The sequence below is a fragment of the Exiguobacterium sp. s130 genome (genome assembly GCF_018619055.1).
GTDB lineage: Bacteria > Bacillota > Bacilli > Exiguobacteriales > Exiguobacteriaceae > Exiguobacterium_A.
In genome coordinates, this window is the sequence record NZ_JACSNI010000001.1 from 481560 (window position 1) to 506317 (window position 24758).

Annotated in this window: 20 protein-coding genes, 1 riboswitch and 1 other annotated feature; of the genes, 17 read left to right on the plus strand and 3 right to left on the minus strand. The window is 46.1% G+C overall.

Translation table 11 applies throughout. The annotated features are described in order from the left end of the window. The first annotated feature begins 278 nt into the window (after positions 1-278). From HZS85_RS02440 to HZS85_RS02480, 9 genes are all read left to right on the plus strand, one after another. Positions 279-2546 (plus strand): ribonucleoside-diphosphate reductase subunit alpha, encoded by a 2268-nt coding sequence (locus HZS85_RS02440; protein WP_056062774.1) that lies wholly within the window; start codon positions 279-281, stop codon positions 2544-2546. An 18-nt stretch (positions 2547-2564) separates the two neighbouring features. Next, a complete protein-coding gene (locus HZS85_RS02445; RefSeq protein WP_035406096.1) occupies positions 2565-3053 on the plus strand; it encodes a flavodoxin domain-containing protein in 489 nt (162 codons plus the stop codon). Next, on the plus strand, positions 3022-4065 hold the full coding sequence (locus tag HZS85_RS02450) for a ribonucleotide-diphosphate reductase subunit beta (RefSeq protein ID WP_214852703.1): 1044 nt from the start codon (positions 3022-3024) through the stop codon (positions 4063-4065). Before HZS85_RS02445 ends, HZS85_RS02450 begins: the two co-directional genes overlap by 32 nt. 913 nt (positions 4066-4978) lie before the next feature. Beyond that, positions 4979-5371: a S1 domain-containing post-transcriptional regulator GSP13 gene (gene yugI / locus HZS85_RS02455; protein ID WP_012371159.1), complete on the plus strand. Its 393-nt coding sequence runs from the start codon at positions 4979-4981 to the stop codon at positions 5369-5371. Between the two features lie 136 nt (positions 5372-5507). Further along, positions 5508-6674 (plus strand): iron-containing alcohol dehydrogenase, encoded by a 1167-nt coding sequence (locus HZS85_RS02460; RefSeq protein ID WP_035406102.1) that lies wholly within the window; start codon positions 5508-5510, stop codon positions 6672-6674. 113 nt (positions 6675-6787) lie between these two features. Beyond that, positions 6788-8137: a glucose-6-phosphate isomerase gene (locus HZS85_RS02465; protein ID WP_035406105.1), complete on the plus strand. Its 1350-nt coding sequence runs from the start codon at positions 6788-6790 to the stop codon at positions 8135-8137. Between the two features lie 172 nt (positions 8138-8309). Then, positions 8310-8783, plus strand: coding sequence for an RNA deprotection pyrophosphohydrolase (gene ytkD, locus HZS85_RS02470; RefSeq protein ID WP_035406108.1), 474 nt, complete (start codon positions 8310-8312; stop codon positions 8781-8783). Continuing rightward, positions 8755-9519 carry an alpha/beta hydrolase family protein gene (locus HZS85_RS02475; protein ID WP_214852706.1) on the plus strand — a complete coding sequence of 255 codons (765 nt, stop codon included), beginning with the start codon at positions 8755-8757 and terminating at the stop codon, positions 9517-9519. Before ytkD ends, HZS85_RS02475 begins: the two co-directional genes overlap by 29 nt. Before the next feature lie 166 nt (positions 9520-9685). Then, on the plus strand, positions 9686-10939 hold the full coding sequence (locus HZS85_RS02480) for an EAL and HDOD domain-containing protein (RefSeq protein WP_214852709.1): 1254 nt from the start codon (positions 9686-9688) through the stop codon (positions 10937-10939). A 25-nt stretch (positions 10940-10964) separates the two neighbouring features. Here HZS85_RS02480 and pckA read toward each other — a convergent pair whose 3' ends face one another. Then, positions 10965-12533 (minus strand): phosphoenolpyruvate carboxykinase (ATP), encoded by a 1569-nt coding sequence (gene pckA, locus HZS85_RS02485; RefSeq protein ID WP_214852712.1) that lies wholly within the window; start codon positions 12531-12533, stop codon positions 10965-10967. A gap of 234 nt (positions 12534-12767) precedes the next feature. After that, a riboswitch (SAM riboswitch) is annotated at positions 12768-12894 on the plus strand. A gap of 128 nt (positions 12895-13022) precedes the next feature. Here pckA and metK point away from each other — a divergent pair. From metK to HZS85_RS02500, 3 genes are all read left to right on the plus strand, one after another. Further along, on the plus strand, positions 13023-14231 hold the full coding sequence (metK, locus tag HZS85_RS02490; protein ID WP_214852715.1) for a methionine adenosyltransferase: 1209 nt from the start codon (positions 13023-13025) through the stop codon (positions 14229-14231). A gap of 137 nt (positions 14232-14368) precedes the next feature. Continuing rightward, positions 14369-14857 (plus strand): GNAT family N-acetyltransferase, encoded by a 489-nt coding sequence (locus HZS85_RS02495; protein WP_214852718.1) that lies wholly within the window; start codon positions 14369-14371, stop codon positions 14855-14857. Between the two features lie 78 nt (positions 14858-14935). Next, positions 14936-15640 carry a serine aminopeptidase domain-containing protein gene (locus tag HZS85_RS02500; RefSeq protein ID WP_035406117.1) on the plus strand — a complete coding sequence of 235 codons (705 nt, stop codon included), beginning with the start codon at positions 14936-14938 and terminating at the stop codon, positions 15638-15640. A gap of 50 nt (positions 15641-15690) precedes the next feature. Here HZS85_RS02500 and mnmM read toward each other — a convergent pair whose 3' ends face one another. Then, on the minus strand, positions 15691-16287 hold the full coding sequence (gene mnmM, locus HZS85_RS02505; RefSeq protein ID WP_255344364.1) for a tRNA 5-(aminomethyl)-2-thiouridylate-methyltransferase MnmM: 597 nt from the start codon (positions 16285-16287) through the stop codon (positions 15691-15693). A gap of 156 nt (positions 16288-16443) precedes the next feature. Here mnmM and HZS85_RS02510 point away from each other — a divergent pair, with 156 nt between their 5' ends. The 5 genes from HZS85_RS02510 (at position 16444) to HZS85_RS02530 (ending at position 23398) form a co-directional block, all read left to right on the plus strand. Then, entirely contained in the window at positions 16444-17622 is a 1179-nt protein-coding gene (locus HZS85_RS02510; RefSeq protein WP_214852721.1) for an MDR family MFS transporter, read from the plus strand. Between the two features lie 183 nt (positions 17623-17805). Next, positions 17806-18840, plus strand: coding sequence for a peptidoglycan bridge formation glycyltransferase FemA/FemB family protein (locus HZS85_RS02515; RefSeq protein ID WP_214852724.1), 1035 nt, complete (start codon positions 17806-17808; stop codon positions 18838-18840). Between the two features lie 91 nt (positions 18841-18931). After that, positions 18932-19576 (plus strand): HAD family hydrolase, encoded by a 645-nt coding sequence (locus HZS85_RS02520; RefSeq protein ID WP_035406128.1) that lies wholly within the window; start codon positions 18932-18934, stop codon positions 19574-19576. A 38-nt stretch (positions 19577-19614) separates the two neighbouring features. Then, positions 19615-19837: a binding site (T-box leader), on the plus strand. A gap of 46 nt (positions 19838-19883) precedes the next feature. Then, entirely contained in the window at positions 19884-22289 is a 2406-nt protein-coding gene (leuS, locus tag HZS85_RS02525) for a leucine--tRNA ligase (RefSeq protein WP_214852727.1), read from the plus strand. Positions 22290-22420: 131 nt separating this feature from the next. Continuing rightward, positions 22421-23398, plus strand: a complete 978-nt coding sequence (locus tag HZS85_RS02530; RefSeq protein ID WP_214852734.1) for a hypothetical protein — start codon at positions 22421-22423, stop codon at positions 23396-23398. Between the two features lie 58 nt (positions 23399-23456). Here HZS85_RS02530 and HZS85_RS02535 read toward each other — a convergent pair whose 3' ends face one another. Continuing rightward, the gene (locus HZS85_RS02535; RefSeq protein WP_035406136.1) at positions 23457-24728 is read right to left on the minus strand and encodes a BaiN/RdsA family NAD(P)/FAD-dependent oxidoreductase; all 1272 of its coding nucleotides are present in this window, start codon (positions 24726-24728) and stop codon (positions 23457-23459) included. Between the last annotated feature and the right edge of the window lie 30 nt (positions 24729-24758).

A 24758-nucleotide genomic window follows, 5' to 3' on the forward strand; every position in this document is an offset into this window, starting at 1 on the left:
TATAATATGTTTTACTCGCTATCTCAATATATCTCAAAAGGCGTCATGATGCCTTTTTCAAATTGTTTGACCTGAATTTCAAAGCAAGGGGTTATTTTTTTAGATTTCAGTGATAACCTATATCTTGTACATTAACAGGTTTAAAAACGTCTAAAACGTCTATATATAGAGTGATACTTGTAGAGTTCTTTCTATATGTAGGACGTCTTTTTTTAGTTTAGCGTATTTCATAGTGTAATGCGAACCTGTTTAACGATAGAGAATGGGAGTGGTTCATAGTGGCATCTCCACTGAATACAGCACGCATCTTTAAGGGTGCAATGACAATAGAAGACGTATATGTCGTGATTCGACAAGCGACGGAAACGTATCCGGAACTTGATATCGACCGCTATACAGAACGTGCCATCCGAGCGCTTGAAGGAAAATCCCTACAAGCTGATCAAGTCTATGAACTGTTAACGATGCACGCACTCGATATGTTAAAGGCAGAAGAGCCGAACTGGACATTCGTAGCGACAGCGACTTACTTAAATCGGTTATATCTAGAAGCGGGTGAAAACCGCGGATATGCAGCGGAAGAACGATATGGTTCGCTGTATACATTGATTGAAAAGCTGACAGAAATCGGCATCTTCACGAAACATTTACTGGATGCGTATTCGAAAGAAGACATCAACGAACTGTCGGCAACGATTGATCCTTCCCGCGACCACCTGTTCACATACATTGGCCTTCGGACACTAGCAGACCGGTATCTTGCACGTGATCACGTTAAAAATTTGTACGAGCTACCGCAAGAACGATTCATGGTCATCGCGATGACGCTGATGCAGAACGAACCGAAGGAACGTCGTTTAGAGCTCGTCAAAGAAGCATACTGGGCATTGTCGAACCTCTACATGACGGTCGCGACACCGACGCTTTCGAACGCCGGTAAATCATATGGTCAACTCTCATCATGCTTCATCGATACAGTCGATGATTCGCTACGCGGCATCTATGACTCGAACACGGATGTAGCGACACTTTCTAAGGGTGGCGGCGGAATCGGTGTCTACATGGGGAAAATTCGCTCACGTGGATCAGACATCAAAGGCTTTAAAGGTGTTTCAAGTGGTGTCATCCCATGGATGAAACAATTGAACAACACGGCAGTCAGCGTCGATCAGCTCGGTATGCGCCAAGGATCAATCGCCGTGTATCTTGACATCTGGCATAAAGACATTCTCGAGTTCTTAGATGCGAAGCTCAACAATGGGGACGAGCGACTTCGGACACATGACTTGTTCACGGGCGTTAACTTACCAGACCGCTTCATGCGTGCTGTAGAAGCACGAGAAGACTGGCACCTGTTTGACCCACACGAAATTCGGACGATTATGGGCTTCAGCCTTGAAGATTATTTCGATGAGACAGAACAAGGCGGTAGCTTCACGGAAAGATACGAAGCATGTGTCAATGAACCGCGTCTCAGCAAAAAAACAGTTCCGGCAATCGATCTCGTCAAACGCTATATGCGTTCACAACTTGAGACAGGGACGCCATACATGTTCTTCCGTGACGCCGTTAACCGTGCGAATCCGAATAAACATGCTGGGATGATCTACTCATCAAACCTGTGCTCGGAAATCATGCAAAACATGAGCCCGACGACCGTGACAGAAGAGTACACGGAAGATGGTAAGATCATCGTCACGAAGACACCAGGGGACTTCGTCGTCTGTAACTTGTCATCGATCGCGCTTGCACGTGCGGTTCGCTCTGACGTCTTAGAACGATTGATTCCAATTCAAATGCGGATGCTTGATAACGTCATCGATCTGAATACGATCGATGTCCCGCAAGCGCAATTGACGAATCAAAAATACCGTGCCGTTGGTCTTGGAACATTCGGTTGGCACCATCTGCTCGCGCTTGAAGGTATCCGTTGGGAATCGGTCGAAGCGGTGCAATACGCAGACCGTCTCTACGAGAAAATCGCTTACTTGACGATCGATGCGTCGATGCAACTTGCGAAAGAGAAAGGCGCGTACCGTCTCTTTGAAGGTTCAGAATGGCAAACAGGAGAGTACATCAAACGTCGCCACTACAAAACGACGGATGAACTCGATTGGGATCGTCTCCAAGCCGACATCACGGCGCACGGGATGCGTAACGCTTACTTGATGGCAGTCGCACCTAACTCATCGACGGCGATCATTGCGGGAAGTACGGCATCGATTGATCCAATCTATAAAAAAGTCTACTCAGAAGAGAAGAAAAACTATAAGATCCCAGTTACCGTTCCGGATTTAACACCGGAAACGAACTGGTTCTATAAATCAGCGTTCGAGATTGACCAGTTATGGAGCATTCGTCAAAATGCTTCGCGCCAGCGTCACATCGACCAAGCGATCAGCTTCAATCTGTACGTGAAAAATAACGTCAAAGCAAAAGAATTACTCGAGATGCACATGGAAGCATGGCAACTTGGGATGAAGACGATCTACTACACGCGTTCGACGACGGTTGAGATCGACGAATGTGAATCGTGTTCATCATAAGATAAGGAGGACGATATCATGAAGGCAGCAATCGTATACGCGTCATTGAGTGGAAACACGGAGGAGGTGGCAGAACTCGTCGCGAAGACGTGTTCTGAGATGGGAATCGAGCCGACGATGTTGTTTGCGGACGAAGTGACGACGTATCAGTTAATGCCTTATGATATCGTCTATTTTGGTTCGTATACGTGGGGCGATGGGCAATTACCCGACGATATGCGCGACTGTCTTAGAACGGTTTTGAAGGAGAGCACGCATGCGATTCCGCAGGCAGCTGTTTTTGGAACAGGGGATAAGATGTTCGTCAAATATTGTCGCGCCGTCGATGAGATGGCGTATCACCTCTCGAAATTCGGGATCCCGCTTGCCGGAGAACTGTTGAAAATCGAACAGTCGCCACGCAATCGCCCGCATCTCGTCAAGGAATGGACAAGACGGACCATTCTTCAATTACAGCAAGAGGGAGTCGAAGCACATGGAACAGCTACAAAAAATCAAACTGCTTGATGCACGTCATCCAAACCGCGCGACAGCGATCATCGGTGGCGAAACAAGTGCCATCGTCAATTGGAACGATATTGCCTATCCACAGTTTTACTCGATTTACAAACAACTGTTATCGAACTTCTGGATTCCAGATGAGATTTCAATGTCAAAAGACATGCAACAATGGAATCAATTGAGTGAACGGGAACAAGATGCATTCAAACGAATCATTGGGCTACTCTCAATCCTTGACTCGGTTCAGACACGTTATATTTTGGAATCAGCGATGTTCACATCAGACTCATCCGTTCATGCGATTCTCGCCATCATCGCGCAACAGGAAGTCGTTCATAATCAATCGTATAGCTACGTCTTATCCAGCTTAGTTCCATTGGCTGAACAAAACCGGATTTTCGATATCGCAAAAGACGATGACATGGTCATGAAGCGTAATGCATTCATTCTTGATTTATACGAAGATTTCCAAAATAACCGGACTCCAGAGAACTTCGCGAAATCACTCGTTGCTTCAATAGTTCTTGAAGGGATCAACTTCTATTCTGGCTTTGCTTTCTTCTATAACCTAGCACGCCATCAGAAGATGGTCGGAACATCGACGATGATCAGCTATATTCAACGTGATGAATTGCAACACTCGTACTTCATCAGCCAGTTATTACGTGCTGTCTTGTCAGAGCATCCTGAAATTGATGCAGATGGCTCATTCACACAATTCGTCTACGACACGTTTAAGCGTGCGGTGGATCTTGAAATCGAATGGAGCGAATATGTCTTGCGTGATCTAGACGGTCTGGACGTCAGTGAAATGCGTGACTATGTCAAATATCTTGCGAACAAACGCCTTCGCGTCATCGGTTTGTCGGACCTCTACGAAGGACACGACGAAGACGTCATGCCATGGATTCGGGCATATTCAGATGATTCGATGAACGCGACGAAATCGGACTTCTTCGAACAAAAATCACGTTCATATGCGAAAGTAACGGATGCGAATGGATTCGACGATTTGTAAGTGAAATGAAAAGCATGTGGAAGGGACTAACTGATAAAGTTTTGTTTACACTATTCAGTTAGTCCTTTTTTTAATGGTTGAAATAATCGAAAATTCAGATATCAGAGGAGGTGGTCCGAAAAAGTGTACAAAAAAAGCAGCTGCGAAATCGCAACTGCTTAGTACAGCGAGGGAGTTAACTCTCAGCTGCACGTTGCGTTCGAACAGACACGGCAATGTCTATTCGAACAAGAATAGTGTTGTTAAGAACTTAATCAAACAATACTACATATGTGCCTCAAGTAAAACAATTTTATTTGTTCGAAGCTGAAAGTAATCCTTCCTTGCTTAAAGGAAAGGAGGACTTCGAATGTGCCTTATTAAACCGCACTATCGTAATGCACACTGGGTATGTGGACATTTTCGTCGCGATAAATGGATTGAAGAACACTTTCGTTCAGCTTCATTTGTGAACGGTCATTGTCAATTGCAGTTTGATTTTTAAGTAAGTAATGTCCCTCTTAATTTATCATTGCTTCTACTCTATATTTCCTTTACGCTAGGACAGGTGAGTTTCTGCTCGACTCCTGCGGAAAAACAAGTCGTCATGACCCTGGGAGATGCGACGCATCTGAAGCGGCATGAGGGCTTGTCCGCGGAAAGCGATCAGACCGAGACTGTCCGTTTTTATTAGAGCGTTTTGAAAGTCGTTCCCATCACTTTTCGGTATCTGTTTTTTAGGTCAATTGAGTAAAAGAACAAAAAAAGGGCCGAACTCGGAAAGTTCGGCAGAATCAGGGGGAATACTTGAAGTCTTGCTACTAAAATGTTCCCTTGTGAAATAAAAAATAAACAAATTCCAAAAATATTTTTTACGATACAAGAAAAGTGTGTTATTATAAGTTGATGAATTTAGTTAGGGAGTGTATACATTATGGCAAACTTTGAAAAAGACCAAGTCGTTACTGGTAAAGTAACTGGTATTCAAAACTTCGGTGCTTTCGTAGCACTTGACGAGCAAACACAAGGTCTCGTCCACATTTCAGAAATCTCACACGATTACGTAAAAGACATCAACGATTACGTAAAAGTTGGCGATGAAGTAACTGTTAAAGTTCTCGACATCGACGAAGCTAACAAAAAAATGAAGCTTTCGATCAAAGCAACTCAGGAAGCTCCAAAACGTGAAGCACGCGCGAAAGGTCCACGCAAAAACGCTGGACGTCGCGATGCAGGTCCTGCTTTCAAACAAGAAGAAGCACCTGGATTCAACGTTCTTAAAGGTAAATTGGAAGAATGGATTGAAAAATCAAACTTCCAAAAATAAGCCACATGAGAGAATCGACATCGGTCGGTTCTCTTTTTTTTTGCGATTGTTACATGCAATAAGCATTAAATTAGATGCGAAAGGGGAATGTGTGGATAATGTAAGGTGTTCATTACTTAATGAGGAGGCAACACAGATGGAAAACTTTGAATATCGCAATCCAACAAGACTTATTTTTGGTGACGGTCAAGTCAGCCAACTGAAACCACAACTCGAATCACTTGGTGCGAAGAAAGTCATGCTTGTGTTTGGCGGCGGAAGTATTAAACGTAACGGCGTCTATGATGATGTCACACGTGAACTCAATGCGGCAGGAATCGAGTACGTCGAATGCGACGGTGTCGAACCGAACCCGCGCATCGAAACTGCAGAACGCGGAATTAAAATTGCACGTGAAGCAGGCGTTGACGCACTACTTGCACTTGGTGGCGGTTCTGTCATCGACTGCACGAAATTGATCGCAGCAGGTATCCCGTATGAAGGCGAAGCATGGGATCTCGTCATCGGTAAAGCGACACCAAAAACAGTCATTCCATTCGGAACAGTCTTGACGCTTGCAGCGACAGGTTCTGAGATGAACTCAGGATCGGTCATCACGAACTGGAAAACACAAGAGAAATATGGTTGGGGTAGTCCGCTTACGTACCCAACATTCTCAATTCTTGATCCAAAATACACAGTCAGCGTACCGAAAGATCAAACGATCTACGGTATCGTCGATATGATGAGTCACTGTCTCGAACAATACTTCCATCCTGCACATGCACCGGTTCAAGAACGCATGACAGAAGGTGTCATGAAAGCAGTCGTCGAAGCAGCACCAAAACTCGTTAACGATCTCGAAAACGTGGAACTTCGTGGAACGATTCTCTTCGCTGGTACGATGGCGCTCAACGGTGTTCTTCAAATGGGAGCACGCGGCGACTGGGCATCACACAACATCGAACATGCTGTCTCGGCTGTTCATGACATCCCACATGCAGGTGGACTCGCCATTCTCTTCCCGAACTGGATGCGCCACGTACTCGATGAATCAAACGCACATCGTTTCGTCACACTCGGTGAGAACGTCTTTAACGTCGACACGGAAGGTAAATCAGAGATGGAAGCAGCACATGCGACAATCGACGCGATTAGTGCTTTCTGGACATCACTCGGCGCACCAAACCGCCTTGCGGATTACGACATCAAAGAAGATACAGTCGATTCAATCGTCAAGTCAGCAATGACTCGTGGTGACTTCGGAAACTTCAAATCACTCGGAAACGAGGATGTTCGTCAAATCGTGACAGCTGCCCTATAACAACTCGTAACATTTGCTAATCTTTTCACAAAAGACTTGAACGACCTTCCTTCTTGCGTTTTAATGAAAAGGAAGGTCGCATTTCGTTGCGAATGAATAAGGAGGACGATGGCATGTCAACAGTACGTTTTGATTATTCGAAAGCCCTACAATTCGTAGGTCAACATGAAGTAGAACACATGACGGAGACCGTAAAGACGCTCCACCATGCGATTCATGCAGGAACAGGTGCAGGAAGTGATTTCTTAGGATGGGTAGATCTTCCGACGAACTACGATCAAGCGGAGTTTGCACGTATCCAAGCGTCTGCAGAAAAAATCAAGTCGGATTCTGATGTGTTGCTAGTCGTCGGAATCGGCGGTTCGTATCTCGGTGCACGTGCGGCAATCGAGATGCTTGGACACTCATTCCATAACTTGTTATCAAAAGACGAGCGTAAAGCACCACAAATCATCTATGCAGGGCATAATATCTCATCAACGTATCTGCATGATTTATTTGAAGTACTTGAAGGAAAAGATGTATCGGTCAACATTATCTCAAAATCAGGTACGACGACAGAACCGGCAATCTCGTTCCGTCTCTTGAAAGCATTCATGGAAGAAAAGTACGGTAAAGCAGAAGCGAAACACCGGATTTACGCAACAACGGACAAAGCCCGCGGTGCATTAAAAACACTCGCAGATTCTGAAGGATACGAAACATTCGTTATTCCAGATGATGTCGGCGGACGTTTCTCTGTGTTAACGCCAGTTGGTCTATTACCGATCGCAGCAGCAGGAATTTCGATCGAAGAGTTAATGCAAGGGGCACGTGACGCACAAGAGCGCTACGCGAGCGAAAACCTAGCTGACAACGAAGCGTACCAATACGCAGTCGTCCGAAATGCATTGTATGCGAAAGGGAAAACGATCGAGCTACTCGTCAACTACGAACCAGCACTTCATTACGTATCAGAGTGGTGGAAGCAATTGTACGGCGAATCTGAAGGAAAAGACTTCAAAGGTATTTTCCCAGCAGCAGTTGATTTCTCGACTGATCTTCATTCAATGGGACAATATGTCCAAGAAGGTCGTCGTGATCTGTTTGAGACAGTCATTAAAGTCGGACAAGCGCGTCACGCGTTGACGATTGAAGAAGACGCTCAGGACCTTGATGGATTGAACTTCCTCGCAGGACAGTCGATTCAGTTCGTCAACGATAAGGCAGCAGAAGGAACATTGCTTGCACACACGGACGGACAAGTTCCGAACCTGACAGTCGAACTTCCAGAGATGACACCGTATCACCTCGGATTCCTGTTCTACTTCTTCGAAAAAGCATGTGCGATGAGTGGTTACCTCCTTGGAGTAAACCCATTCGATCAGCCAGGCGTCGAAGCGTACAAGAAAAACATGTTCGCTCTTCTTGGAAAACCAGGATTCGAAGCAGAAAAAGCAGAACTCGAAGCACGTTTGAAATAATACAAAACGACAGTCGATTGTTCCTTAGTGGAACATCGGCTGTTTTTTTACGTTCACGAGATGAGGACGAGTAATCATTTTCCAGATTTATAGGCAATCCTAGCGTTTTCACTTTTAGAATACCCGTGAAACAGGTAAAGTGAAGTTAGAAGAAGAAATGAGGTGCACGTACGTGATTACATTCTTGGATTATTATCAAAATCAAGTGGAGTTAAGTTTTGAGGACCATCCGTTCTCGGATCGTCCTCTACATGTGTGGGTCATTGCCGTGTACGAAGGGAAATGGTTGCTGACCCATCATAAGCAACGCGGATATGAATTTCCTGGTGGGAAGGTTGAACCGGGTGAAACGGCAGAAGAAGCCGCACGTCGTGAAGTGATGGAAGAGACAGGCGGGAAAATCGATTCCTTGAAGTATATCGGGCAATATCGTGTTGCCGGAAAAGGGGATACGATCATCAAAAATATCTACTTCGCACAAATCGAATCGCTGTCATCCCATTTGGCTGTAGATGAAACAGATGGTGCTTTTCTGTTCGAGGAACTCCCTGATCGTCTCGATACGAACCGACAATACAGTTTCATGATGAAGGACCGCGTCCTTCCGGAGACACTCCGTGTACTTAGCGAACGCCGATTGGTTTGAACTTCCGCGGCAAGGTCCGTTTCGGACGTTTCGGATGTTCTATACGACGGCAGACGGGGAGCGCGTCGGTGCCTATATCGTACTTCCGCAAGTCGCGAACGGACAGGGGATTCTCTACTTGCGAGGTGGCACACGATCTATCGGAATGGTTCGACCGACACGGCTGCTCGCGTTCGCGCAGGCTGGTTTTTTCGTCATGGCACCTTTCTATCGGGGAAACTTAGGCGGAACAGGAAAAGAAGATTTCGGATATCGGGATGTCGAAGACGCATGCAGTGCTTTCGATTGGTTGCAACAACGTGTCTCGCATGTTCATGCATTCGGATTTTCTCGTGGGGGGCAAATGGCATTACTTCTGGCTCATCATCGTCCAGTTTCGCGGACGGTGTCGTGGGCAGGCGTGACCGAGTTGACATGGACCTACGAGGAGCAGAAGACGATGCAAAAGATGTTGCGTCGCTATACGGGGGGGACACCAGACACCGTACCTGAGGCGTATAAGGTGCGCTCGCCGCTTCATGTTGCTCCTCAAGGTGAAGTATTATTGATTCACGGTGCGTATGATGAGAACGTTCAGTTACGACATGCGACGGCTTATGCTGCACGTCATCCCGACCAAACCCTGCTTCAGACTTATGCGTATGCACATCAATTCCCGATCCATGAAAAATTACGTGTGACGCGTGATATTTTGACTTGGTTCGAGACAGGCATTTGGAACCGATATGATACATGATTTAAGCAATACGATGTTTGTCGTATTGCTTTTTGTATTTTGGAAGATGAAGCATAGAGATTGAAAAAACAGACCATTGATACATTGTAAAAAACAATAATCTCCTAAAAAGTAAACTTTGATATAATAGAAACCATCTGAGGACAATGGAGGGGGCAGGAGAACGATGGATATCTTATTAGCACGTCAACCCATCGTTAATCGAGTTGGATCAATTGACGCATTTGAATTATTGTATCGTTCGATTAAGCAAATGACTATTTTTGATGGAGATTTAGCGACGATGGATGTATTGACGAATACACTCGTCCATATGGGGGTGGAACATGTCGCGGAAGGAAAAAAACTTTTCGTCAACTTTACGTCAGATTTGTTGAAAAGTGATCTGATTCATTATTTAGATCCTAACCGATTCGTCATTGAAATTTTAGAGACAGTTGATATTGATACTGAAATGTTGTCTGTTCTGCATACTTGGAAAGAAGCAGGCTTCACATTAGCACTTGATGATTTTGTGACAGATTTACTTCGACAGTACGGAGCGGAATTGTTTGCATTGATCGATTTAATTAAAATCGACATCGAGGCAATTTCCCCTCGCGAGCAAAGTGCCATTTTGCATATCGTTCGACGTAATTATCCTCATATTAAGATGCTTGCTGAACGTGTCGAGACGCACGAGGATCATACACGTTGTCTTGAGATGGGGTATGACTGGTTCCAAGGCTATTTTTATGCTAAACCGATGCTGATGAAAGGGAAAGCTGTCCCACCACAATTGCCGGTGTTGTTAAAGATGCTGAAATGGCTTGATACGGATGAGAAGTACGATGAAGTCATTGACGAGATCGAAGCCAATCCGTATATCAGCATCCAGGTATTACAACTGATCAATTCTCCGGGAGTGGGATTACGCAATACGGTTAGTTCCGTTCGTCAAGCGATCTCACTACTTGGCTTTGCTCAACTTAAAAGCTGGATTTCGTTAATTGTCTTACGTGAAATGAAGCTCGCAAGTCCTTATGAATGGTCGAATGAGTTGCTGCGATCTTCCTTACATTGCGCAAAGCTCTGTGAGTTGTTTGCAACAGAAACAAGGACGTTGCAACAAGAGAGTGCCTATATGATCGGCTTGTTATCGCATATCGATGCGTTATTGTCCGTTGATATTGACGACATCATCGATCAATTGCCAATCGAGGAATCCTTGAAGATTGTCCTCCAAGGAAAAGACCATCCGTTCCGGGATTGTCTAGTGCTTGCGATCAGCGCAGATCGCGGTGATTTCGAACAGTTCGAATTGCTCAGTCAACGGTTAGGTGTATCACTTCCGCGAGCATATGCGTTACTGACGGAAAGTCAGGAGTGGCTTATGCAAAAAGAGATGCATCTTCAAGAAGAGACAGATGCCATTCTATAAAAAAAAGAGCCCTGAGGCTCTTTTTTTATAGACATGGACCTGCTGACTTGATCGCATCCGTCGCACTTTCGAAACGAAGGAAATTATGTTGGAATTTCTCAGCAAGCGAACGCGCTTGTGTGTTGTATTCGTCAGGATTTGACCAGACGCGTACCGGATTGAGTAATTCACTTGGAACACCAGGAACTTCAAGTGGCATATGAAGTCCGAAAATTGGGTGCTCTTCTGTTGGAATCGTTGCAAGTGTTCCGTTGACGGCAGCGTTGACCATCGTCCGTGTATACGATAGCTTCATTCGACTACCTGTCCCGTAAGCACCGCCTGTCCAGCCTGTGTTGACGAGATAAACGGTCACACCGTGACGATCAATCAGTTCTCCGAGCATCGTCGCATACTTTTCAGGTATCAGTGGAAGAAACGGTGAACCGAAGCATGTCGAGAACGTTGCTTCCGGTTCCGTGATACCACGCTCTGTTCCAGCAAGTTTTGATGTATAACCTGATAGGAAATGATACATCGCTTGTTCTTTCGTCAACTTACTGATCGGAGGCAAGACGCCATACGCATCAGCCGTCAAGAAGACAATCGTCTTCGGATGACCAGCCCGTGATGGGACAGCGATGTTATCGATCGCTGTGATCGGATAAGCAGCACGTGTATTTTCAGTCAACGATGTGTCATCGTAATCAGGATGACGAGATTCATCGAGCACGACGTTTTCAAGGACAGTTCCGAAACGGATCGCATCAAAAATTTGCGGTTCTTTTTCGCGTGACAGATTGACCGTCTTCGCATAACATCCACCTTCAATGTTGAAGACGCCGTCATGCGACCAACCATGCTCATCGTCACCGATCAATTGACGGCTATCGTCTGCTGACAGGGTGGTCTTACCAGTACCGGATAGACCGAAGAACAAGGCGACGTCGCCTTCGTGTCCGACGTTTGCTGAACAGTGCATCGAAAGGACATTTTCTTGTGGTAAGAGGTAGTTCATGACGGAAAAAATCGATTTTTTGATTTCGCCCGCATATTCGGTTCCACCGATCAAGACGATCCGGTGTTCAAACGACATGGCGATGAATGTCTCGGAATTCGTTCCGTCAACGGTAGGATCTGCTTTGAAATGTGGCGCGTAGACGACCGTGAACGGTTCGAAGGCAGCCACTTCAGGATACTCGCGTAAAAAGAGTTGTTTGGCAAACAGGTTATGCCAAGCGTATTGTGTGAGCACACGAACCGGAAGGGTGAAGTGCGTATCTGCCCCAGCAGCAGCTTCTGTGTAGTAGAGCTGATCGGCTTCGTTCATGTAACGAAGAACCTTTTGTAACAATTGTTCAAATTTGTCTCCATCCATCGGTTGGTTAACATGACCCCAATCAATGTGAGACTCGCAGGAAGAATCACGGACGATGAACTTATCTTTTGGTGAACGACCTGTAAATTTCCCCGTTTCTACAGATAGTGCGCCGTTCTCAGTAAGGACACCTTCTTCGTTTCGAATCGCATGTTCGACAAGTTCAGCAACAGATAGTTGTTTGAACACATGCTCTTTCTTGAGTAGTTCTTCGATATTCAGGACCGTCATCGGCATCCTGACCCCACCTTTCCCCTACGTTGGTTTTGGCTCACTGAATTTAGTATGACACATTTATTATATATGACATACTAAAGAGAGCGCAATCATTTTCTGGTGCTGATTTCTATTTATCTGGAAACGCTTTCAGCATTAATAGTTTAACATCTCTTTTAAAAAGTTTCGACTAGAATTTGAAACCTTGCTTGACAGAGTAGGTACAACTTTATATCATGTAATTCGTAACGGATACTCTTATTCTGAGCAGGTGGAGGGAACAAGGCCCGAAGAAACCCGGCAACCGTCCTACATTAATTCATATATTAATGAGGGAAAAGGTGCTCTCCTGAAGCGAAGTAAACACTTCGAACGATAAGAGGGTAAAGGAAGAACGCACAACCTTTCCCTGACCATTTTTTGGACTTGGAAAGGTTTTTTTCATTTTACCGTCCCACTCAACTAGGGGAAATGAGTACACCGTCAAATTCTTTTTTGGGAGGGTCATACATGACAAACCTTAATCGCCGACTATTCACGTCGGAGTCAGTCACTGAAGGTCATCCAGATAAAATCTGTGACCAAATTTCGGATTCAATCCTCGATGCGATTCTTGCAGCGGATCCAAACGCACGTGTTGCGGCAGAAACTTCTGTTACAACAGGTCTCGTTCTCGTTGCAGGTGAGATCACGACATCCACTTACGTCGACATTCCAAAAGTCGTTCGTGAAACGATTCGTGAAATCGGCTACACACGCGCGAAATACGGTTTCGATGCGGATACATGTGCTGTATTGACATCGATCGATGAGCAATCAGCAGATATCGCTCTTGGTGTCGACCAAGCGCTTGAAGCACGTGAAGGTAGCATGTCTGATGCAGAAATCGATGCAATCGGTGCAGGAGACCAAGGTCTTATGTTCGGTTACGCAACGAAAGAAACACCAGAACTCATGCCACTTCCAATTTCGCTTTCGCACCGTCTCGCACGCCGTTTGGCAGAAGTGCGTAAAAACGGTCAACTCGACTACCTTCGTCCGGACGGAAAAACACAAGTCACGGTCGAATACAACGAGAACAACGAGCCGGTTCGTGTCGATACGATCGTCATCTCGACACAACATGCGGAAGAAGTTACGCTTGAGCAAATCCAAGCTGATTTAAAAGAACACGTCATCACACCAGTCATCCCGGCTGAATACATCGACGCAGCAACGAAATTCTTCATCAACCCAACTGGTCGTTTCGTCATTGGCGGACCACAAGGAGATGCTGGATTGACTGGTCGTAAGATCATCGTTGATACGTATGGTGGATACGCACGCCACGGCGGTGGAGCATTCTCAGGTAAAGATCCAACAAAAGTCGACCGTTCAGCTGCATACGCAGCACGTTACGTCGCGAAGAACCTCGTTGCTGCAGGTCTTGCAGACAAAGCAGAAGTTCAACTCGCTTACGCAATCGGTGTCGCACACCCAGTATCAATCGCGGTTGATACATTCGGCACAGGAAAACTTCCTGAAACACAACTCGTCGAATTGGTTGCTGAAAACTTCGATCTTCGTCCGGCTGGAATCATCAACATGCTTGATCTCCGTCGTCCGATCTATCGTCAAACAGCTGCATACGGTCACTTCGGTCGTACAGATGTTGAGCTTCCATGGGAGCAAACAGATAAAGCAGCAGTTCTTGAAGAACAAGCAAAACGTTTCGCATAATCAAAAAGTCCGGAAATCCTACTTGGGTTTTCGGGCTTTTTTGTTTCCGCGGAACTTTGCAGGAAACGAATGTTTTTTCTAGAAAAGGGTAAAAGTACATGAGTCGATTTGTATGAGTATAAAGGGGGGTTCCGATTATGGAAATACGCGAAGCTATTCCAGCTGATGCAGGACGTATTCATGACATTGCTATCACATCTTGGATGGATACGTATGAAGAAATCTATTCCGAACGTTCGAAAGCGCATTTCGTGCAGGAGGCGTATCCGCAAGAAGAAGTCGTTCGTGCGATCCTGACAGCGGAAGAAGCACGGGGAGAGTATTTTTATGTCGGAATCATCGACGAGGAAATCGTCGGTTTCATTCATGCTGTTGATGTCGAAGGAACATGGGAGATCATTCGGCTTTACGTCCTGCCGGAATATCAGCAAAACGGAATCGGAAGACGTCTGATTCGTGAACTCGAACGACAAGGAGCCGTCCCACTCGAAGTCTACGTGGAAGCACGTAACTATAAAGCGCGTCAATTCCTGACCTCATTTGGTTTTGAAGAACTTAGTGAGATGACGGAAGAAGTGTTTGGGCAAGCGGAATCAGTCGTTCGTCTTCGCCATGTTGCCTCGTGAAATCCGTCTCGGGACGGTTTCGTTTGCGTTTGAAATAAGGTATCGTGAAATGGAATTATGAAGTGAAGAGGTGAGTTTGTGGTTGAACAACCAACAGGAATCATCGTATTAGTCTATCCGTTACAACTGCGTGCCCGTCCGAGTGAAGCTTTGATTCGAGTACTCGAAAGAGAGTATGAAGTGTTACTCGTCGACGCACCACGTCGCATTTCGTTTGAAGAGCACGGTCAACTGTTAAAAGAAGCATTACGCGAAGCAGGAAAACGAAAGCTACCGATTCATATCATCGCCTGTAGCATGGGCGCACTCGTCGTCAATCGTCTATTGCAAGAATATGAACTACCAGTCGCAAGTCTTGCATTCGTTTCACCATTGTTTGATTGGCATCCGTCGAAACAACTCGGAGGTGTCAAACAAGTCTTCGCGAGTGCGTTTGATCGTTTCCGTCCCGATGCGCCACTCGGTACGTTGCCGTTTGGTCAAAGTACGGAAGATACCGTTCGCATCGGTGAACTGACGTATGCGCAGTACCGGGAAATCGAAGAAGAGATCGTCGTACATGACGAGGAACGAAAAAAACTGCCTCGTGTAAACTTGGCTTGTTTTTATGCACCAGACGATCAGTTCGCAGACGTCAAACTGACACTCGAAGTATGTCGGAAAATGGGTGGCGATCAGATTTACTTACAACGTCTACACGGTTTCCCGCATTTCAGCTTTGAACGGTTGAATACACGGTTTGCGGAAAAATTATTGTTGTTTTTTAAATTAGTCGAAGAATGAAAAAAGTGATGGTTTCCATAGCGGAAGCCATCACTTCTTTATTTCTACTGTCAGCGCACTTTTTTCTCGATCGCGATGATGAACGGTGGATGATTCTGTTGATTCAAGAAGCGGTACTGAAGAACGGCATAACCTTGCTGATCAAGGGCTGTGACGTAATCTAGGACAGCATCGCGTTCCCGTTTTCCTTCAAGATGACCGTGATAGACGACAAGGACGACAAGACCACCAGGTGCAAGTACCGGGAGGAGAGCGTCGAGTGCTTCAAGCGTCTCTTCACCTGTCGTCGTGATCGATTTATCACTTCCAGGCAAGTATCCGAGATTGAAGACGCCGGCACGAACAGGCCGTCGTTCGTCCGAAAGACGCGCACCAACATGGATGTGACTTTCGTGATAAAGATCGACGCGTTCTAACATTCCGGCTTCGTCGAGACGTCGTGTCGATTCCTCGATGGCTTGAGCTTGGACGTCGAACGCAAGGACTCTACCTTCTGGACCGACGCATTCTGCTAAGAACTGCGTATCATGTCCATTTCCGGCAGTCATATCGACGACGCAGTCACCAGGTTCGATGACGGACTCCAGTAATTGTTTCGTATAAGGTAGTACACGGGCAAGTGACATGGCATAGACTCCTGTTCCTATGGGCTGTTTTTCTCTTTATACATGATCATCGTATGTATGATTCCTCCTGCATTATACCATCTTTTGAGTCATTGACGAAAAGTGAAGTGGCTTGACAGGCGGGGGAGGGATTGCGTAAAGTGGCAAGGTTGAGAATGAAATAGGAGGACCAAAGGTATGCCAAAATTACCAAAAGCGGTCTGGATCCTCGTCCTTGCGATGGCCATCAATACGACGGGATCCTCTTTTTTATGGCCGTTCAATACATTATATATTCATGAATATTTAGGGGAGTCGATGACAAAAGCCGGAATGGCGTTATTCGTCAACTCAGCCTTAGCAATCGTTGGGAACTACTTAGGCGGAAAAGCGTTTGACCGACTCGGCGGAAAGAAGACGCTTGTCATCAGTGTCATCGGACTTGTCCTGTCTTCCGTCGGCTTGTTGCTATTTCATCAGACGTATATTGGATACGTCGCGATGCTTGGATTGATTGGATTCGTCGGTGGTATGGTTTTCCCGACGATCTACGCAATGACGGGCGTCATCTGGCCGGAAGGCGGACGCCGCGCCTTTAATGCGATCTATGTCGCGCAAAACGTCGGTGTAGCCCTCGGGACAGCTGTTAGTGGTCAAATTGCTGCTTTTTCGATTCAGTACATCTTCATCGCCAATCTCGTTCTCTATATCGTCTTTGCCATCATTTTGTTTGTCGGTTTGTCCTGGATTCAGGCGCCAGCGCGGATGCATGCGGCACATGACGAGATCGAAACGACACGCACGCCACTTTCGCGCGGATCCGCACGGACGATGTTGCTCGTTTCGATCGGTTATGCATTACTTTGGTTCGTTTATGTGCAATGGCAAGGGACCTTTGCTGTCCATACGAAATCGCTCGGTGTCACGATTTCCGAGTACTCGATTCTTTGGACAATCAATGGAGCGCTTATCGTGTTCGCACAACCTTTATTAACACCAATTCTTCGTTGGTTTGGAGATGATTTGAAACGCCAACTGATGACCGGGACAGGGATATTCCTTCTCTCTTATCTGATTGTTCCGTTTGCAGGCGGCTTCAAGATGTTCCTCATGGCGATGATCATTCTGACAATCGGTGAGATGTTCATCTGGCCAGCGGTTCCTGCAATGGCGGCGCGACTTGCGCCAATCGGAAAAGAAGGAGAATTCCAAGGATACGTTAATATCGCTGCTTCAGCAGGGCGGATGATCAGTCCGACAGTTGGAGGTTTGATCTACGATTTATCAGGTATGTCAGCAGTTTTCTTGACCTTAATTGGATTGATCCTGTTAGCAGGAGTTGTCTTCCTTCGTGCTATTCCTAAAACTACATCATGAGCTTTATCTTGTGAGACAGCGGATGATAGATCAGCTGTCTTTTGTTACATCATTCGTTCGAAAATTATAAAACAAACATTTAATAATATGGAATATTTCGGCAAAGAAACGGGTACTTTCTAATCAAGAACTTGAAAAGAAAGGTCATATGAACGTTGCTTCTTTTTGACTGGAGGTGCACGGATGGAAAGGTGTCAATTCATCACAGATGCCGCAACTTGGACGACACACGTACAGAAACAGCCTCTTGATATCTTCTATAGTCACCAATACGTCACGCTCAACACTAGACCGTCTGAGCAAGCGGTATTATTTCTTTATGAAGGTCATGCAGGAACACTGTTTTATCCTTTTTTGAAGCGTCGTATTTTTGATACGCCTTATTCAGATCTCATTACACCGTACGGCTATGGCGGACCGGAAATCATCGGTCAACTGACTGCGTCCGAGATTCAGCAGGCTCGTTTATCCTTTGAGAGGTGGGCGGAGCAAGAATCGATCGTCTCGGAAATGATCCGCTTTAATCCGTTAACAGGTAATGAACGGTTTATGCAGGACTGGACAAAAGTTTCCTTCATCCGTCATACGACGAGTATTGATTTGCGTCCTTCACTTGAAGATATCATGCAGACATTTCATAAGAAGACGAGAAGCATGATTCGTAAATCGCTTGCTTCACCCTTAACCGTCAGAACAGGAACACGGGACGATCTACCTGTTTTTTTAGCGTTGTATCATAAAACGATGGACCGGAAGAATGCCTCGGCTCATTATTATTTTACCGCGACGTATTTTGAGCAATTGATGGAGACGACCCCACTTTGTGAGCCCTTATTACTGATGGCGGAAATCGATGGAAAAGCGGTTGGGGGATACTTCGTATTGCTTGGAAAAGAATACGCCCACGGTCATTTGATCGGCTGTAAGCGGGATGAAGCGAAGATGTTCCCGAATCAGCGACTTGAGTACGAAGCAATTCTTCAGGCAAAAGCACGGGGACTCGTCGAACAACATCTTGGGGGCGGGTATCAAGAACGGGATAGTCTTTTTGAGAGTAAATGCCGTTACACTGGATATCGACTATTTGAGTATCATCAAGGAAAATCCATCCTGCAGCCATCACTATATGATTTGCTCTGCGTACGATACGGATCAAATGCTGATTCCGATTATTTTCCGGCGTATCGACAAGCTGGTATTCAGGTGGCAACTAGTTAAATAGATAATGAGAGTATGAAAACGACTACATCATGTAGTCGTTTTTTTGATATGCTGAAGTCAGGATCGATCAATAAAGGGGGGAGTTATCGTGAAAAAACGCGGTCTGATTTTTGATATGGACGGGGTTATCTTAGATAGTGAGATTCGCTACTTTGAAGTGCATCAACAGATGTTCAAAAGGTTATCGATTCCGCTTGATCCGGTTCAGTATGCGACGTTCATGGGAAAAACAGGAGATGAAATGTGGGAAGAACTCGTCGCCCAGCATCAGCTGAAAGAAACAGCTAGTGCGTTGCTTGAGGAAGAACATCGCTTGTTTCAAATTCATGCAAAGCCGGAGGAGTGTGGATTAAAAAAAGGCGTCACACAAGTCATCGAACAAGCGGCGACTCTTGGTTACGATATCGGCATTGCTTCTTCGAGTTCACTTCAGAAAATCGAACGTGTCATCCGTCATTATGGGCTTCCGATCACGCACTACGTCAGTGGAGAAGAAGTCATCCGTTCGAAACCGGATCCCGCGATTTTTCGACTTGCGGCAGAGCGGATTGGACACGCACCCGAGAACTGTCTCGTCATTGAAGACGCTGCGAACGGGATGATTGGTGCGAAAGCAGCAGGCATGGAAGTGATTGCGCTTCTTGATGACCGGATGCCAACGCAACGCTTAGAGCAAGCGGATCATGTCGCGCAATCACACGCAGAAATCGAGGAAATTTTACGGAAGCGTTGACGCTTGAGGAAGAAACAGATTACACTAGAAAAAGATAGTCAAATGCATGGAACTGAAGTAGTAGGGGAAAGGTGCCGTCAAGAGAGCTGGTGGAAGGTGCGAACCAGTCGGTAACAACCGTGAACTCGTCAGGGAGCACGATTTGTGAAGTCGTAGTAGCGAATCCGGTCTTTCACACCGTTATCCGTGAATCAAGCGGTCTGTCATAGACAGACAACGTGGGTGGTACCGCGGAAGCCAAACCGGTCTTTCGTCCCTTTTCTTAGGGGCGGAAGACCGGTTTTTTTAGATTAGAGGAGGAAAAGACATGCCGTACAATCATCGCGAAATTGAACCGAAATGGCAGGCGCGTTGGGATCAAGACAACGCCTTCGTCACGACAGAAGATCCAGAAAAAGAAGGGTTCTATGCCCTTGATATGTTCCCGTATCCGTCAGGTGCTGGACTCCACGTTGGTCATCCGGAAGGTTACACAGCAACGGATATCCTCGCACGGATGAAGCGGATGCAAGGATACAACGTCCTTCACCCAATGGGATGGGATGCGTTCGGATTACCAGCAGAACAATACGCGCTCGATACAGGAAACGATCCACGCGAATTCACAGCGAAAAACATCGAGACGTTCAAGCGTCAGCTTAAAGAACTTGGATTCTCGTATGACTGGGATCGTGAAATCAACACAACGGATCCAAAATACTACAAATGGACGCAGTGGATCTTTACGAAGTTGTATGAAAAAGGACTTGCCTTCGTAGACGAAGTCGCAGTCAACTGGTGCCCGGCACTTGGAACTGTCCTTGCGAATGAAGAGGTCATCGACGGATTATCCGAACGCGGAAATCATCCGGTTGTGCGTGTTCCGATGCGTCAATGGGTCTTGAAAATCACGGAATATGCGGATCGCCTTCTTGAAGATCTGGATGATCTCGATTGGCCGGATTCTGTCAAAGAGATGCAACGCAACTGGATCGGGAAATCTGAGGGTGCTGAGATTGATTTCACGATTGATGGACATAAAAAACAAGTCACGGTCTTTACGACACGTCCGGACACGATCTTCGGTGCGACGTATCTAGTACTTGCACCGGAGCATCCATTCGTAGCTGACATCACGACAGCGGATCACAAGGAAGCCGTCGATGCGTACATTTCGCAAGTCCAAACGAAGACAGATCTCGAGCGAACGGATTTAGCGAAGGAAAAAACGGGTGTCTTCACGGGTGCTTTTGCGGTCAATCCGATCTCAGGCGATCGTCTTCCAATCTGGATCGCTGATTACGTCCTTGCTTCTTACGGAACAGGTGCGATCATGGCTGTTCCAGGACACGATGAGCGCGACCACGAATTCGCGAAACAATTCGACTTACCGATCGTTGAAGTCGTCGCGGGTGGAAATGTCGACGAAGCAGCCTACACAGGAGAGGGCGAACACGTCAACTCGCATATGCTTGATGGACTTGGGAAACAAGAAGCAATCGAGACGATGATCGCTGAACTCGAAACGAATCAAGTTGGTCGTAAAAAAATCACGTATCGACTCCGAGACTGGTTGTTCAGTCGTCAACGGTATTGGGGCGAGCCGATTCCAGTCGTTCATATGGAAGATGGTTCGATGAAAACACTCAATCAAGAGGAATTACCACTTGAGCTTCCAATCATTCCAGAAATCAAACCGTCTGGTACAGGCGAATCACCACTTGCGCTTGCTGAAGACTGGTTGGATTACACGGATCCTGAAACAGGAATGAAAGGCCGTCGCGAGACGAATACGATGCCACAATGGGGAGGAAGCTGCTGGTATTACCTTCGTTTCATCGATCCACACAATGAAGAAGCGATTGCGGATCCGGAAAAATTAAAATACTGGCTTCCAGTCGATATTTACATCGGTGGAGCAGAACATGCTGTTCTCCACTTGTTGTATGCGCGCTTCTGGCATAAAGTCTTGTATGATGCAGGCGTCGTACCAACAAAAGAACCATTCCAGAAGTTATACAACCAAGGAATGATCCTTGGAGAGAACAACGAGAAAATGTCAAAATCTCGCGGTAACGTCATCAACCCAGATGAAATCGTCAAGTCGCATGGTGCTGATACGTTACGTTTATACGAAATGTTCATGGGACCACTCGATGCATCGGTTGCCTGGTCTGAGAACGGTCTTGACGGGGCGCGTCGTTTCCTCGACCGTGTCTGGCGCTTGTTCGAACGGACAGCAGACATTCAAGACGTCACGGAAGTCGATGCTGACTTCGAACGGACATACCACCAGACCGTCAAGAAGGTCACGGAAGACTTCGCGAACATTCAGTTCAACACCGGGATTTCGCAACTCATGGTCTTCGTCAACGAAGCGAATAAACAGCCGGTTCTCCCGCGTCACTTCCTTCGTGGATTCATTCAATTGTTAACACCAGTCGCACCGCACCTTGGTGAGGAACTCTGGGAACAACTTGGCTTTGAAGAGACATTGACGTATGCGGCATGGCCAACATTCGATGAATCAAAACTTGTCAGCGATACGATGGAATTCGTCATTCAAGTGAACGGTAAAGTTCGCTCGAAAATCGAAATCAACATCGATGCGACAAAAGAAGAAATCGAAGCACTTGCCTTTGCTGATGAAAAGACACAAGAATGGATTGGCGACAAGACGGTTCGGAAAGTCATCGTCGTACCGAAAAAATTGATCAATATCGTGGCGAACTAAGCCATAACCCCTTTCATTCACTTGATGCGAATGGAGGGGGTTTCTTCATTTCCGTCGCAAGTTCGCTTTTTTTTTGAACGTCCTTCTGCTACACTGAATCAGAAACCGAGAAAGAAAGGCGAGTACCATCAATGAAACGATCTTATATAGTCTATACAACGATTTTTGCTGTCGTTTCGGGGTTGATCCTTTGTATACTGCTCGTCTTCTCAAAGCCAGAGACGTTGTCACGTATTCAAGAAACGTTCGCGAAAATCGAGACGCAATCGAAGCATCAGGCAGCTGTCAAACAGGTGCCACCGAAAACGCCTTCAGCCATTCCGAATCCAGAAGAACCGTTGATTAAAAATGTTCAACAGATGTTATATGATGATTCCATCGGTTCGTACCTCGTCGTAACAGAGGACTATCGTTTCTTTGAAATCAGTGGAACTGGAGAACGCATCAATGCGACGTTTCAGTTGGAAGAAGGGAATCTCTTATTGTCTGGTCTTGACGGGATGACACTCGTTGACGGAGAGACAGTCGCTTTATTGACGTCGAATCAAATTCTAGTCACGATTAAACGAAAAGATGGCGTCTGGAGTGAAGAAAAACGCGAAAAAGTACAAGGGACGACGATTCGAGACAGTTTCCATGGTCTTGGATATGATGCGAAGAAAAAAGAATTCTATACAATCAATCAAATTCGCTCGATTGGTCGTGTTGAATTGACTTACTTTGCAATGAAAGAGGACAAAATCAAGATTGATCCAGATGCTTCGGAAAAGAAGAAGCGTGCCTTAAAGAAAAAGCAAAAACCACCGTACTTGTCGATCGTCAAACGAGAGAAAATCGAAGCGGCGAGCGGAATGCGAAGTGATGCGAAAAAAGCATTTCAATCCGGATTCCGTCCGATTGGTCTTGCAGAACGGCAAGGTCGGATCTACACGTTAGACTCAGAAGCACTTTATCTTTATTCGATTGATCAGAAAGAGAAAACGATTACGGGGGAGACAGCGAGTCCGAAAGTGTATGGATCAAAAGGAATCTTTGTACAAGATAATGAATTGTTCGCCTTAGTCGTCACGGATAAATTCTCAAGTCGATCGTTCACACCGATTGACTGATGTAGAAAAAAGACCCGATTTCTCTGATTATACAGAGACGAATCGGGTCTTTTTTGTATTAAGAGACAGTGTCACGTGCCATCTCTGCAGCGTGACTACCAGCACAATGACCCGTCACAAACGCAGCTGTGATATTGTATCCACCTGTATAGCCATGGATATCAAGAATTTCGCCAGCGAAGAATAATCGCTCCGCCTTTTTGGACATCATCGTTTTAGGATCAATCTCTTTGATCGAGACACCGCCACCAGTGACGAAGGCTTTATCGAAATCGAGCGTTCCTGTTGCTTTGAGTGGGAATCGTTTCAATTGTTGCAGGAAGTCCGTCCAGTCCTGTTTCTTTACTTGTGTACACACTTCATCGCCAAAGCCGATTCGAGCGAACAGGAGTTCAAGCAATCGTTCTGGTACAAAACCACGAAGGGCATTCCGAACCGATTTCTTCGGATTTGCCGCAAGTGCTGCCTGGAAGCGTTCTGTTAATGCACCAAGCGACTCATCCGGGAAGAGATCGATCGATAGATGAACGATCGTCTCTTTCGATCGTTTGCGCTCTTTGATCGTATATTGGCTACACCGTAAAGCGATCGGACCACTTAAACCGAAGTGTGTGAACAGTAGATCACCCGTATGTGTCTTGATTGCTTTGTCCTTTTTACCGTGAACCGTTAAGGCAACGTCACGCAACGACAGTCCTTGTAATGTTTTTTCATGAATGAACGTATCACCTAACAAAATCGGGACTTCCGTTGGGAAAAGTTCCGTGATCGTATGACCCGCTTTTTCAGCCCACGGATAGCCGTCACCCGTCGAACCCGTGTGCGGAACAGATTGTCCGCCGACCGCTACGATACAACTTTTTGCTTCAAGACGCATGCCGTTTTCTAAGATGACAGCTGCAAAAGAACCATCTGGATGAAAGTCGAGCGTAGCGACTTGCGCGTCTGTTTGAATCTCGGCGCCATGTGCACGGATTTGATCAATCAATACACGAACGACGTCTGCCGCCTTATCCGAGACCGGGAACATCCGACCGTTATCCTCTTCTTTGAGTGCGACACCAAATCCTTCGAACAAATCGATGATCGATTCATTATTAAATTGAGAAAAGGCGCTATAAAGGAAACGTCCGTTTCCTGGAATCGACTGGACGAGCTCATCGAGTGGCTTTCGGTTCGTGACGTTACACCGTCCGCCGCCAGAGATTGCGAGCTTTCGTCCTAATTTATTTCCTTTATCGAGCAGGAGCGTCCGGGCTCCGGCTTGTAAAGAGGCGAGCGTCGCCATCAAACCGCTCGGTCCGCCTCCGATTACGATTACATCGTACATAAGGTCACCTCATTCATAGAATTCTGCTTG

Coding starts and splice junctions, on each gene's coding strand:
- HZS85_RS02445 (WP_035406096.1), top strand. CDS start 2,565: ATGAAGGCAGCAATCGTATACGCGTCATTGAGTGGAAACACGGAGGAG.
- HZS85_RS02450 (WP_214852703.1), top strand. CDS start 3,022: ATGGAACAGCTACAAAAAATCAAACTGCTTGATGCACGTCATCCAAAC.
- yugI (WP_012371159.1), top strand. CDS start 4,979: ATGGCAAACTTTGAAAAAGACCAAGTCGTTACTGGTAAAGTAACTGGT.
- HZS85_RS02460 (WP_035406102.1), top strand. CDS start 5,508: ATGGAAAACTTTGAATATCGCAATCCAACAAGACTTATTTTTGGTGAC.
- HZS85_RS02465 (WP_035406105.1), top strand. CDS start 6,788: ATGTCAACAGTACGTTTTGATTATTCGAAAGCCCTACAATTCGTAGGT.
- HZS85_RS02480 (WP_214852709.1), top strand. CDS start 9,686: ATGGATATCTTATTAGCACGTCAACCCATCGTTAATCGAGTTGGATCA.
- pckA (WP_214852712.1), bottom strand. CDS start 12,533: ATGCCGATGACGGTCCTGAATATCGAAGAACTACTCAAGAAAGAGCAT.
- metK (WP_214852715.1), top strand. CDS start 13,023: ATGACAAACCTTAATCGCCGACTATTCACGTCGGAGTCAGTCACTGAA.
- HZS85_RS02495 (WP_214852718.1), top strand. CDS start 14,369: ATGGAAATACGCGAAGCTATTCCAGCTGATGCAGGACGTATTCATGAC.
- HZS85_RS02510 (WP_214852721.1), top strand. CDS start 16,444: ATGCCAAAATTACCAAAAGCGGTCTGGATCCTCGTCCTTGCGATGGCC.
- HZS85_RS02515 (WP_214852724.1), top strand. CDS start 17,806: ATGGAAAGGTGTCAATTCATCACAGATGCCGCAACTTGGACGACACAC.
- leuS (WP_214852727.1), top strand. CDS start 19,884: ATGCCGTACAATCATCGCGAAATTGAACCGAAATGGCAGGCGCGTTGG.
- HZS85_RS02530 (WP_214852734.1), top strand. CDS start 22,421: ATGAAACGATCTTATATAGTCTATACAACGATTTTTGCTGTCGTTTCG.
- HZS85_RS02535 (WP_035406136.1), bottom strand. CDS start 24,728: ATGTACGATGTAATCGTAATCGGAGGCGGACCGAGCGGTTTGATGGCG.